The sequence below is a fragment of the Neolewinella aurantiaca genome (genome assembly GCF_008014675.1).
GTDB lineage: Bacteria > Bacteroidota > Bacteroidia > Chitinophagales > Saprospiraceae > Neolewinella > Neolewinella aurantiaca.
On the sequence record NZ_VOXD01000012.1, the window covers coordinates 1 to 12,391 of the forward strand.

General features: G+C 53.9%; 11 protein-coding genes. 1 reads left to right on the top strand and 10 read right to left on the bottom strand.

From position 1 onward, the window contains the following. Window positions 1-280: 280 nt before the first annotated feature. Window positions 281-676 (bottom strand): hypothetical protein, encoded by a 396-nt coding sequence (locus tag FUA23_RS09225; RefSeq protein ID WP_187270948.1) that lies wholly within the window; start codon window positions 674-676, stop codon window positions 281-283. 64 nt (window positions 677-740) lie between these two features. Between FUA23_RS09225 and FUA23_RS09230 the strand changes: the two genes are divergently transcribed. Beyond that, window positions 741-1,241, top strand: a complete 501-nt coding sequence (locus FUA23_RS09230; protein ID WP_147930455.1) for a hypothetical protein — start codon at window positions 741-743, stop codon at window positions 1,239-1,241. Window positions 1,242-1,287: 46 nt separating this feature from the next. On the opposite strand, the gene FUA23_RS09235 is transcribed toward FUA23_RS09230, so the two are convergent. The 9 genes from FUA23_RS09235 to murD form a co-directional block, all read right to left on the bottom strand. Then, window positions 1,288-1,815, bottom strand: a complete 528-nt coding sequence (locus FUA23_RS09235) for a hypothetical protein (protein WP_147930456.1) — start codon at window positions 1,813-1,815, stop codon at window positions 1,288-1,290. A gap of 219 nt (window positions 1,816-2,034) precedes the next feature. Then, on the bottom strand, window positions 2,035-2,721 hold the full coding sequence (locus FUA23_RS09240) for a hypothetical protein (RefSeq protein ID WP_147930457.1): 687 nt from the start codon (window positions 2,719-2,721) through the stop codon (window positions 2,035-2,037). 438 nt (window positions 2,722-3,159) lie between these two features. After that, the gene (ftsZ, locus tag FUA23_RS09245) at window positions 3,160-4,650 is read right to left on the bottom strand and encodes a cell division protein FtsZ (protein WP_147930458.1); all 1,491 of its coding nucleotides are present in this window, start codon (window positions 4,648-4,650) and stop codon (window positions 3,160-3,162) included. Window positions 4,651-4,962: 312 nt separating this feature from the next. After that, window positions 4,963-6,345 (bottom strand): cell division protein FtsA, encoded by a 1,383-nt coding sequence (gene ftsA / locus FUA23_RS09250; RefSeq protein ID WP_147930459.1) that lies wholly within the window; start codon window positions 6,343-6,345, stop codon window positions 4,963-4,965. A 194-nt stretch (window positions 6,346-6,539) separates the two neighbouring features. Continuing rightward, the gene (locus FUA23_RS09255; protein WP_147930460.1) at window positions 6,540-7,355 is read right to left on the bottom strand and encodes a cell division protein FtsQ/DivIB; all 816 of its coding nucleotides are present in this window, start codon (window positions 7,353-7,355) and stop codon (window positions 6,540-6,542) included. Next, complete coding sequence (murC, locus tag FUA23_RS09260; protein ID WP_147930461.1) at window positions 7,348-8,766, bottom strand: UDP-N-acetylmuramate--L-alanine ligase; 1,419 nt, start codon at window positions 8,764-8,766, stop codon at window positions 7,348-7,350. The genes FUA23_RS09255 and murC overlap by 8 nt, the downstream gene beginning before the upstream one ends. Then, on the bottom strand, window positions 8,766-9,911 hold the full coding sequence (gene murG, locus FUA23_RS09265; protein WP_147930462.1) for an undecaprenyldiphospho-muramoylpentapeptide beta-N-acetylglucosaminyltransferase: 1,146 nt from the start codon (window positions 9,909-9,911) through the stop codon (window positions 8,766-8,768). The genes murC and murG overlap by 1 nt, the downstream gene beginning before the upstream one ends. Then, window positions 9,901-11,061: an FtsW/RodA/SpoVE family cell cycle protein gene (locus tag FUA23_RS09270; RefSeq protein ID WP_147930463.1), complete on the bottom strand. Its 1,161-nt coding sequence runs from the start codon at window positions 11,059-11,061 to the stop codon at window positions 9,901-9,903. Before FUA23_RS09270 ends, murG begins: the two co-directional genes overlap by 11 nt. Then, window positions 11,058-12,383, bottom strand: a complete 1,326-nt coding sequence (murD, locus tag FUA23_RS09275) for a UDP-N-acetylmuramoyl-L-alanine--D-glutamate ligase (protein WP_147930464.1) — start codon at window positions 12,381-12,383, stop codon at window positions 11,058-11,060. The genes FUA23_RS09270 and murD overlap by 4 nt, the downstream gene beginning before the upstream one ends. Window positions 12,384-12,391: the final 8 nt, after the last annotated feature.

Genomic DNA, 12,391 nt, shown 5'->3' on the forward strand with positions numbered 1-12,391 from the left:
GTCTATCCATAGACTACGAGCATACAGTAGAAAGTTCGGCAGCGCACATCAAATTAGCTAATATCAGCATGACCATGCAGTGCTTAAGCTAGTTTTGACAAATTTAATTCCCCAACAAGCTCTAAGATCGAACTCGACAGGCGAACTTTTTTGCTCTTCAGATGGTAAATTCTACCCCTCAGGCAATTCGATTCGTAGTGTCAATAATTTTATTCCGTAAGGACAATAAGCAAAAAAGGATTCGACTGGCGAGTTCTGGCACCAGACTCGCCAGTCGGGTTCAGCGTTTAAAAAACCGCCGCACCGCCAGTAGCCGATGCTCATTCGTGATGGAGAAAAAGTGTAGGCCGGAGGGTAAGTTACCTGCATCAATATCCATGGAATGACCAGTCACCGAGCCTGATTGTAATATACGGCCATCACTGCCTGCAATCGTGTACGTCAGCCGACCAGTCGGTAAGTTTACTCCGGAAATTTCCAGGTGGAGTGAGTTTTCTACGGGATTGGGGTTGATTTCAATAGTGGCCGTGGGTTCCCGAACAATTTCTTCATTTGCCACCGGCTTAATCAGGTGAATGGTGCCTGATGTGCAGCCAGGTTCGAGCCCACCTCCCATTGTATCACCATCCATTCTATGAACCGAAGGAAAGATATGGGTAATGGGGCGTCTCACCATAACGATAAGTCGATAGCGTCAATCTTTCCAAACCTCGCCCAAACCAGTTACGTTACCGACAAATATGCGCTACTTCCTCTCCTTCCTCCTCCTACTATCCCTCCTATCCGCCTGCAACTCCGGCACCGGCCGCCAGGAAATAGACCTCACCGAACGAACCATCGCCAACCCCGCCGACGGAGTAGGTCATTACGTCTATGCCCTCTCCCTGCCGGAATCCATCGCAGCCGGTGAAACACTGGAAATCCAAATGGACTGGCGCACCGTCGGCCCCGCCGATATGCGCAAACGCTACGACCTTGAAATGCGGCTCAATGGCCCATCTACTAAGATATACCGCGTAGACAAATCGCTCAACACCGTCGGCGAAGCCAATCTGGTTAATTGGATCAACTACTTTTTCGACGTTCCCGCCAACTTCCCGGCGGGAAGCTACAGCGTAGAAGTTCGCTTGCTCGATGAGACACGAGTGGAAGGGTTCGTATCATTAGGGTTTCAACAGGATATGGCTGCGGGGGACGGGTTTTGGCGCGTAGCCGAGATCGAAATAGAAGCTTTACAATAATGAATGGTTGAGGCCTGGCTGGCTCGCCAGTTATGTATTCAACAGTTCACCAACTCATTGTGACTGTAGGCAACAAAACGAATCCAGGTACATCGTAAAATCGCATGATCATCTGTTTGTATTCCGCATTGTCCTGGAAGATATTTCTACCGGTACCGCCACTGCCCAGAGGATGAGGAAAATACAGTGGAACTACGAAAACTGCGCTTTTATCTTGAACAACACAATCTTCCCATGCCCTGATCCTTTTCGCATTTCTAAAAGAAATACGATTCATAAATTCCTGTAGCTCCTCGTTCGGGGTTCCCTTCGCGAAAATCCACCCCTTGGAAGTAAAATCATGAGCTATTGAGTCATACTCATAAAACATTATTACGCCCTCTTCCTGATCATACTCCAACTGTGAAGTACTTGCACGGGACAGGGCTGAGACGATTCGTTTGGCACAGGAGTCTGAAGCTACAGCAGCTAAACCTGGCGGTGTTCCGCCTACATCTTGAGCAAACAGGCTACCCGCTAAAGCCAGAAACGACAGACAGAAAAACGAGGAAAAGAGAATTACACGAAGGAGCATACTTAACAATTTATGAAGTAATAGTTGGTGAAATCTCCCGGAGTAGGGCTGCATCTGGCGGCCATATCTATTTCCACCACAGAACGACTCTATTTATTTAGACCTTACTAACAATTTATAAAGCACAAGGCATAGTATTGCGATTACAAGAAAAATAAAGAATGAAGAAACCCAGAAGAGAAGCCCGGGATTTGGTTTAAAAAACATGCGTTATTTTTTTTAATCAATGGTTATTGACCATTCGCTGGTCCATGGATCGAAAATTAGTTGAAGGTGATAGGTTGCAGTAGAGTATCCGCCTGATCCGGTAACTGAAATGTATCCATAAACATTTACAACTAATCCTCCAACTCCCCAACTTGAACTTGTCGAAGTCTGATTCCAATTTAGAGGTCCTGAAAACCCATAAAGGTGAGAAGTGATATTACTAGCCTCCCAGCCTAGATTCATTGTACCATTGGGTAGTTCAGAATAATCGAAATCGATTGCAAAGCCATAGGGTGCCCAATAACCGGCTGGTTGATTTGCTGTAACGTGGCCACCAGAAACACAATGAGCGGGAGTAAGGATAGCGAAAGGATCATTACATCCGTTTAATTTACCCGTATGGTCCTTCCCCTTACCGTTAAGGGTAACAATAAACTGGTCAGATGTCATTATAAACCGTTCACCCCGAAGACTTTCAGTAGCTGCAAGCTCGCTATAAATATATTCAAGCTCTGTTTGAGTATAGTCCCTCAAACTACTTTGGCTATTGGTTAAACTAGTTTTGATCAAGTTAAATTCACTGACTATTTCATCAAACGTTATTGCTGTAGGATCAAAACTATTTTCCTCGACACAGCTATACGTTAGAGCTAAGAGAGAAAGGCATACGAGAAGCGAGAAACGAGAAACGAGAAACATAATTCAGGTTTAATTAGGTGGAAATAAAATTCCAATAATTGAATATTGTATGTGCAAGATAGTTTCAAAGCAATAAAAAGTCAAAAGAATATTAAACATTAACGTTCAAAAAAACAAAAAGCGCACACCAGGATTGACCCCCCGGCATGCGCATCCAAAGCTAAAAAAAAGGTGTGATTGCTGAGGCTGGAGCCTAATCGGACGCCAGACTCAACATGGTTGAAATCTAAATTTTATCGGAAGTATTCTAGGGAGCTAGGAGCTAGGGAACTAGGAACTAGGGAGCTAGGAGCTAGGGAACTAGGAACTAGGGAGCTAGGAGCTAGGAGCTAGGGAACTAGGAACTAGGGAACTAGGGAGCTAGGAGCTAGGGAACTAGTTCCTAGTTCCTAGTTCCTAGTTTCTAATTCCTAGTTTCTAATTTCTAGTTCCTAATTCCTAGTCCACATTATCGTGCAGGTACCGGTTATCCCGGCGCAGCGGCATCTCCTCGTCGTCAGAGATACTCCAGCGGCTCAGTTCGCGCTCGTCGCTTGGGGCCACGTTGTCGAGTTGAATGTTCCGACGGAGGTAGGCGGGCTGACTTTCCAGTTCGTTCACCACTTTCGGGTTGCTGAGTTTGGGCAGTTCGGTCCGGTTACGGAGGGCGGCACGACGCTCTTCGTCGCGGGCAATCTGCTCGAGACGGAGGGCTTCACGGCGGGCTTCTTCCTCGTTCTGGAGAAAGGAGTTCGTAAAGCTGCGCTCTTCGCCACGGCTGCGCGGACGGAGACGCGCCTTGGCTTCCTCCAGGTCCTCGAACTCGAAGGTAGTGGTGCCTTTATTGTCTTTGCTGTAACCAACGGGGTCGGCTTCGCCGGTGATGTCTTCCAGGCTAACGCGTGTTTGCGCCTTTGGCTGGTCGTCATTGACCTTGCGGTCGTCCAGGTGAACTACCCGACGATCGGTTGCCTTGCCGGCAACCAGGTTCTTCTTTTCGTTGAACCCGGTAGCGATTACGGTTACGCTGAGGTTATCGCCCAGACTCTCGTCGTAGCAGTTACCCCAGATGAGGTCGGTGCCGTAGCCGGCTTCTTCCTGTACGAATTCGGTGATCTCAAAGATCTCGTCCATCGTCACTTCGCGGGTACCGGAGGTGATGTTCAGGAGGATGTGACGGGCACCACGGATGTCGTTGTCTTCCAGCAGCGGGCTGTGGAGGGCCTGGTCTACAGCCTGGCGGGCGCGGTCGTCGCCTTCGGCCATTGCGGTACCCATGATGGCTACCCCGGATTCGCGCATTACCGTGTTCACATCTTCGAAGTCAACGTTCACGTAACCGGGAACGGTGATGATTTCGGCGATGCCCTTGGCTGCGGTCGTCAGGATGTTGTCGGCCTTGGCGAATGCTTCGCTAAGGTTCAGGTTACCGTGAATCTGACGAAGTTTGTCGTTGCTAACAATGATGAGCGTATCAACGTTCTCCTTCAGTTCGTTCAGGCCTTCCATGCCGTTGGTTGCACGACGACGGCCCTCAAAAGTGAAGGGCAGGGTTACGATACCAACCGTCAGGATGCCCATTTCGCGGGCAGTCTTGGCGATGATCGGCGCGGCACCCGTTCCCGTTCCACCGCCCATACCGGCGGTCACGAAGAGCATCCGGCAATTGTTGTTAAGGTACTTGCGAACGTCATCGATGCTCTCTTCGCAGGCAAGGGCTCCTACGTCAGGTTTCGACCCTGCTCCGCGGCCTTCTGTAAGGTTGGGGCCAAGCTGAACCTTGGTGGGCACCGGGCTCAGTTCCATGGCCTGGTGATCTGTATTACAAATGGCAAAATCAACACCGATAATGCCCTGGCTGTACATGTGGTTCACGGCATTGGAGCCGCCGCCACCGACGCCGATTACTTTGATGATGGGAGATTCTCCCTGTGGGAAATCGAAATTCATAGTTCTTTGATTTATTTGCCCGTATCCTCAGCATGGTTCACACCTCTGAAAACCAGAAATATCGGATGTCTTGTGGGCTACAGCGAAGGGTGAGTCCGCTGGATTATTGTTGTGGGTTATGAAGCATCTGGGCGGGGCCGCAGGTGCAATGAAGGTTGAAAAGCAAGGTTCCTCAAGTCGCCAGTCGAATTCTTTTTAGCCTGACGAAGTCGGATAAAAAGTTCGCCTGTCGACTTGAGCCGAATCTCCACCAAAATCGGCAGATGAAAACTCTGCCGACTACGTCAGGCGAAATTTGATTCGGCTGGCGACTTAGAAATCAGAGTCAGGCTCAGCTTCGAACCATTCCTTTGTTTTCTTGAACACGTTGTCGAACCATCCGGAGCCGGAGGACACTGCTTCCTGTTCCGCTGCCTGCTCCTGCGTACGCGCCGCCTCTTCCTTCGCTTTTGCTTCGGCTTCGAGTTGTGCTTTTGCAGCTTCTTCCTTCGCCTGCTTGCGGGCAATGGCCGGGTTCACTTTGCCGGCGTCGATGTCCGCAAAACCCTGCAGCAACAGGCCTACACCGGTGGCGTATATCGGGCTGGTCAGTTTTTCCTGGTAGCCGTGCGCGAGGTGCTCGATCGGCGTACCCACGCGGGTGGGCATTCCGGTGTGCAGCTCGGTGAGCTTTTCGATGTCTTTCATGAGGGCGCCACCGCCGGTAAGCACGATGCCACCGATCAGTTCCTGACCTTCAAATCCGGCACGGCGGATCTCCCACATCACGTGATCAAGAATCTCTTCCGCGCGGGCCTGAATGATCAGGGCAAGGTTCTTCTCACTGATCTCCTTCGGGTCGCGGCCACGCAGACCCGGGATTACGATGAGGCGGTTCTCGAACACCTCGCTGGCGAGGGCCGAACCGTAGTTTACTTTCAGTTTTTCAGCGTGCTGGTCCATCACGGTGCAGCCCGCCTTAATGTCTTTGGTGAAGACGTTACCACCAAAAGGAATCACTGCCGTGTGGCGGATGATGCCGTCCTGGAAGATGGTAATGTCAGTCGTTCCACCGCCGATGTCGACCAGCGCTACACCGGCCTGCTTTTCGTCGGAGTAGAGCACGGATGCAGCACTGGCGATGGGCTCCAGCGTTACGCCGGCCATTTCCAGTCCGGCGCGCTCAACGCAACGGTGGATGTTGTTGCTGGCCGTGATCTGGCCAGTGATGATGTGGAAGTTCGCCTCCAGGCGGGAGCCGCTCATCCCGATGGGGTCGGTGATGCCCTGCTCCATATCCACGGTGTATTCCTGCGGAATCACGTGGAGGATTTTGTCTCCGGGAGGGAGAACGAGCTTGTGCATATCGCTGATCAGGCGATCGATGTCGCGCTGGCTGATTTCGTCCTGGGCGTTGTCCCGAACGAGCATCCCGCGGTGCTGCAGGCTTTTAATGTGCTGGCCGGCAATACCGACGTGCACGATGTCGAAGTTTTCGCCGCTGGCCTTGCGGGCCAGGTCGCATGCTTCGCTGATGGCGCGTACGGTCTTCTCGATGTTCGAGACGACGCCGCGCATTACGCCTTCGGATTCGACCTTGCCGGTTCCGAGGATTTCCAGCCGTCCGTGTGCATCACGCCGTCCAACGAGGGCGCACACTTTGGTGGTGCCGATGTCTAGTGCGGCAATGGTTTGGTTTTGAGTATCAGTAGTCATAATTACATCCGATAATTAAAAAGGGTTAAAAAATATGGCCAGGGTCATTGGCCGGCTGTGAGTCGGGAGTTTTGAGTCTGGAGACCTACCGCTGTTTCCATTCACTGTACTTCGCTTGTTCGCTCAGGGTGAGCAAGCGAAGCGCTGCGAATAGCAATTGCGGCAGCGACTCCAGACTTCCGACTCCAGACTCTCTACCGCTTCCGCGCAATCACCTGGTCAGAGAAGCGCAAGTCAAAGCTTTTGTACTTACGCCACCCTTCGTAGGGGAGCCCTTCACGATAGAAGATCTTTAGTCGGCGCAGGCGTTCCTGCGTCGTTTCTTTTTTATAGCGACCAAGGTGAATCACCTGGTCTCCGACCTTAGGAGCGAGGACGAACTCGCCGTTGGTCTTTACGTAAATCTGTTCCACCAGCGCGTCGAGGAAATCATCCTGGCGCAGGTAGTGGGCCAGCTCTACGAGCTGGCGGAGTTGGTTGTCGTCGTGGTCCATGAAGTCATCAGACCACAACACCACGTTGCCCGATGCGACGGGCACGCGGGCCGTGTAGCTGCTGCTCAGGGGCATGCGGACCCCGTCTTCGTCGAGGTAGTAATCTTGTCCGTTCTCGGCCATTACTCTGAGCAGTGGGACCCGCTGAGTAACTTTTATGTTCAGCTGGAGGTCGTCGTCGATATAAGCATCGGCGTTGGCCACAAAAGCCTGGCCTTCGAGCACTTCTTCGACGCGCTCGATGTCGATATCGCTGAGGCTCAACTCACTCATCGGCTTGGTGAATCCGGCAGCCAGACGGTCCAGCAGGTCCTTTTCGGTTACCAGTGCCTCGCCTTCGGCGAGCGGCATGATGATCGGGGCTACGGTTTCAACGTGGGAGGCTTCGCGGGACGAAATCGCTGAGATCGCGAGAACGCCGACGATGATCGCCACCCCCAGCCAGCCATAGGCCCGTATTCCGCCAAGGATGGCGAACAGCACCTGAGTAACCTTATTGGTTTTTTTCTTAGCCATTGGTGAGGGTATTTTGGTGTTCAGCTACAATTTTCGGGACCAGTGCATCGATGTTTCCGGCACCTAACAACAGCAATACGCCGTCGGTAAGTTCCGCCGTTGCGGCCAGCATCTGCTCGTCGTCAAGCAGGCGCTTATTGGTTGAGCGCATCTTCCCGAAGATCAGGCGGCTGGTAACGCCCTCGATGGGCAGTTCACGGGCCGGGTAGATCGGGATGAGGATCGCTTCGTCAAGTAAATCGAGGGCTTTTGCAAAGCCCTGTGCGAAGTCCTGTGTCCGGCTGAACAGATGTGGTTGAAACACACCGCGGATCGTCTGGTCGGGGTACAGTTCCCGGGCGGCCGTGATGGCCGCTTCCAACTCGGTCGGATGGTGAGCGTAATCGTCGATGATGACGATTTTGTTTGTCTTCAGTACCGTCTCGAAGCGACGGGCGATGCCACGGAAGGCAGACAGTCCTGCTTTCAGTGCATCCTCACTCCCGCCGGCCAGCCGGGTTACGGCGCAGGCAGCAACGGCATTCTCGACGTTGTGGCGCCCGGGCAGGGCGGTGCGGATGTTCGTAATGAGGTGGCCATCCGGTTCTTTGAGATCGAAGTGGAAGGCTCCGTCTTCTACGCGCACGTTGTGCGCGCAAAAGTCTCCGGCCCCAATTCCGAAGGTGTATAGCCCCTCGCCTCCCAAAGGGGGAGTTAACCGTGCTCCCCCTTTGGGGGGCGGGGGGCTAAAATGGTGCGCAATGTCGTAGCGTACAATCAGGCTTCCACCTTCTTTGACCCGGCGTGCGTACGCCCGGAAGCCGGTCTCCAGCATATTGTCGTGGTCGCCGTAGATGTCCAGATGATCAGGGTCAGCACTGAGGATGACGGCGATAGCCGGGTCGAGGTTCAGGAAGCTCCGGTCATACTCATCGGCTTCCACCACTACCCAGTTGCTGTTGCCGTGGACGTAGTTTCCGTCGAAGTCGCGCGGGATGCCGCCCAGGAAGGCGTGGGGTTGCAAGCCCGCTGTCATCATCAGGTGAGTGGTGATGGTAGTTGTGGTTGTTTTACCATGAGTTCCGGCAATACCGACACAATCCATCCCCCGGCTGAGGAGGCCGAGTACCTGGGCACGCTTGTAAAGGTTGTAGTTGCCAGCCTGCACTTTCACCAGCTCGGCAAAGTCGGTCGGGATGGCCGGGGTCCACACTACCAGCAGATCATCGGATGCGTCCGGTACAAGGCTTACGTTCGCAGCGCCGTAGTGGATAGCAATTCCTTCGGCTTCCAGCGCACGGGTGAGCGGCGTCTCGGTCTTGTCGTAGCCCGTCACCTTCAGCCCCTGGCTGTTGAAGTAGCGCGCAACGGCGCTCATCCCGATTCCACCGACACCGATGAAGTAGACCTGCTTTATGTCAGTCAGTTCCATTATACGAAAGCTTTTACGGGTGAAGGAATAAGATTGATAACTTCGTTGGCGATGCGGGTTACGGCTCCGGTTTGGGCCATTGCGCGGGCATTGGTGCTGAGTACCGTTGGTAGCTGAGCGTCGTCGATGACTCCGAACACCGTCGCCACCAGTTTTTCATTCACGTCTTTGTCGGCCACCAGGACTGCTGCGTCGCGCTCGGTGAGTGCCCGGGCGTTCATCGTTTGGTGGTCTTCGGCAACCCAGGGGCTCGGCACAAGGATAGTCGGTTTGCCGAGGAACTGGATTTCGGCGATGGTAGTGGAACCGGCCCGGCCGATGACAACGTCGGCTGCGGTGTAAGCAGCTTCCATATCGTCGATGAAGGCGGAGATCGTTACGTTTGGCAACTGCGCGGTAGCGCAGTCTTTGAAAGCGTCGTAGTAGAACTTACCGCACTGCCACGTCCATTGCACCTGCGGCCGCGCCCCGATCAGATCAGTACTGTCGCGCATTGCTTCGTTGAGCGAACGGGCACCGCCGCTGCCGCCCATCAGAAGGATATGGGTTTTTCCTTCCGTGATGTTTCTTTCCGAAACCGGTGTGGACTTCTCCAGCACCCGCTCCAGCATCTCTTCCCTTACCGGGTTGCCCGTCTCGACCAGCTTTTCTTTGGGGAAGAACTTCTCCATTCCGGGGAAAGCCACGCAGATTTTGTCTACGTACTTACCCACCCATTTATTCGCGAGGCCGGCAAATGCGTTCGGTTCCTGGATCAGTGTCGGCACGCCCATTCTCGCCCCGACATAAAGGATAGGTCCGCCGGCGTAGCCGCCGGTGCCTACAACTGCATCGGGCCGGAAACTTTTGATGATGCTCCGGCTCTGCCACAAGCTGGAAAGCAGCTTGAACGGGAAAGACAGGTTGGCAAGCGACAGCTTACGCTCAAGGCCCCGGATGGGCAATCCGACAATCTTGTAGCCAGCCATCGGCACTTTCTCCATCTCCATTTTTCCCGTGGCTCCCACAAACAGGAACTCGGTATCCGGGCGGAGCCGCTTGAGCTCATCCGCAATGGCGATGGCCGGGTAGATGTGCCCGCCGGTGCCGCCGCCACTTACGATTACCCGTAAGGGGGCCGTGTTATGTCCGACACTAGGTTGCATCAGCAGTAACGGCTTCTATGTACTTCGATACGGACAAGATGATGCCAAACGAAATACAGGTGAACAATACGGACGTACCACCCATCGAAACGAGGGGCAGCGTCAATCCGGTGACGGGGACGAGATCAAGGTTGACCGCGATATTCATGAAGGCCTGCATCAGCACCGCCAGGCCGATCCCGAAGGCGACCATGGCCCCGAAGGCCTTTGAGCTTTTAGTTACAAGGCGCACCACCCGTAGGAACAGTAACATGTAGAGCGCGATCAGGGCAATACCTCCAACGACGCCATATTCTTCAACAATAATGGCGTAGATGAAGTCTGCGTAGGCATACGGTACGTAGTTCCGCTGGGTCGAATTGCCCGGTCCTACGCCAATTATACCACCGTTGGCCATTGCAATTTGTGCCTTGGTGATCTGGTAACGATCATCGGAAGATGCTGCACTTGGGTTCACGAAGGTTTCGATCCGCTTTTCCCAGGTAGCTGCCCGCGGAATCAGACCGGGATATTTAGACCCCAGCATCACCATAATGCTGAAAACGGAAACCCCGAGCAGGATCAACATCACCACGTACTGAAGCGCCACACGACCAACCACCATCATCAGGATGCAGATCAGAAACAGCATCAGCGCCGAGGAAAGATCGTTGATCGCGATCAGCATACAGATACCGATCACCGGCAGGATGATGGGCAGAAATGCCCCCTGGAAATCTTTGATCACATCCTGCTTGGAGCCGATGGAACGGGCGACAAAAATGATGAGGGCCAGCTTAGCGAAGTCGGACGTCTGGAAGGTGAGCCCCACAAACGGAATCTGAAGCCAGCGTTGCGAGTTGTTGATTACGGGCCCGAACCACATCGTAAGCAGTAACAGGACAAAGGCGACCACCAGCATACCCGGTGCCCACCGGCTGAACTTGGTGTACGCCAGCAGGTGACAGACGTAGATCACCACCAGGCCGAAGGCCAGGATGACGCCGTGCTTGATGAGGTAGTAGCTCACCTCGCCCGACCGCTCGGCGTAAGCCAGCGTGGAAGCAGAGCTGAATACGGACACCATGGAAATGATGGCCAGCAGAACCACAATGGCCCAGATCACGCGGTCACCCCGCAACTCCGTCGCTATGCGTGCTGAGATGTTCATGCGTTGAGGTTTTTAACGGCCGCACGGAACTGGTCTCCGCGGTCGATGTAGTTATTGAATAAGTCGAAGCTTGCGCAACAGGGGCTCATCAGTACGGTATCGCCTTTTTTCGCCAGTTGGCTGGCAAAGGTGACGGCCGCAGCGGCACTGTGGCACTCGTACAGATTTTCCACCTTACCGGTGAAAGCCTCCACCAGTTTGGCGTTGTCTTTCCCCATGCAGATGAGGGTGTGCACGTTTTCGGTAACGAAAGGCAACAGGACGTCGTAGTCGTTCCCTTTGTCCGTTCCGCCGGCGATCCATACCGTAGAGCCGCTCATCGCTTCCAGCGCGAAGTAAGTGGCATCCACGTTGGTTGCTTTGCTGTCGTTGATCCACGTGCGGCCGTCGGAGGTCGGGACGACTTCCATGCGGTGCGGTGCGGGGACGAAGCTGTCCAGCGCCAACTGTATTTCTTTTTCGTTCACGCCCAGTTCCATCGCTATACGGATAGCGAAAAGCGCATTCAGTCCGTTGTGGCGGCCGCGCAGGCTGCCCGTTCCGAGGGTAAATTCGTAGCCGTCGATGAACACGCTTCCGTCCCGAATATCCTCGTCGGAAATCGTTGTGAGTTTAGCGTCAATTTTGTGGCGACGCAGCGCAGGTGCAATGGTTTGTTGATCGGCAAGGACGAAAAGACGATCAGTGAGACGTTGGTTTTTAGCGATGCTGACCTTCGAGTCCGCATAAGCCTCCAGCTTGTAGTCGTACCGATCCAGGTGGTCCGGGGTGATGTTAAGCACCGCCGCGATGGCCGGCCGGAAATCCACCATGCCATCGAGCTGAAAGCTCGAGAGTTCGAGTACGTACACATCCTGCGGCTCGTGGTCCAGCAGGAGACGGGCGAAGCTATCACCAAGGTTGCCACCGGCGAGTGACTTCACATCGGCGAAGTCGAGCAGGTGATGCGTCAGCATTGTGGTCGTTGTTTTACCGTTGCTTCCGGTGATCCCCACGATGGTCGCTTCCTTCGGCGCGAAGCGGTAAGCGAATTCGATTTCGCTGATAACGGGGATACTACGCTTACGCAGCTCCACGATCATCGGTACGGTATCGGGGATACCGGGACTCTTCACCACTTCATCCGCAGCGTAAATCCGCTCGGTGGAATGCTGCATCGTCTCAAACTCGATGCCGGCCGCTTCCAGTTCAGCCAGGTATTTAGGGTTGCCCGGTCCTGCGTCGGATACGAAGACGGCATAGCCTTCCCGTTGCGCCAGGCGGGCTGCGCTTGCTCCGGATTCACCGGCTCCGAGGATGACTATGTTCTTCGTTGTCTTCATGGTTGGTT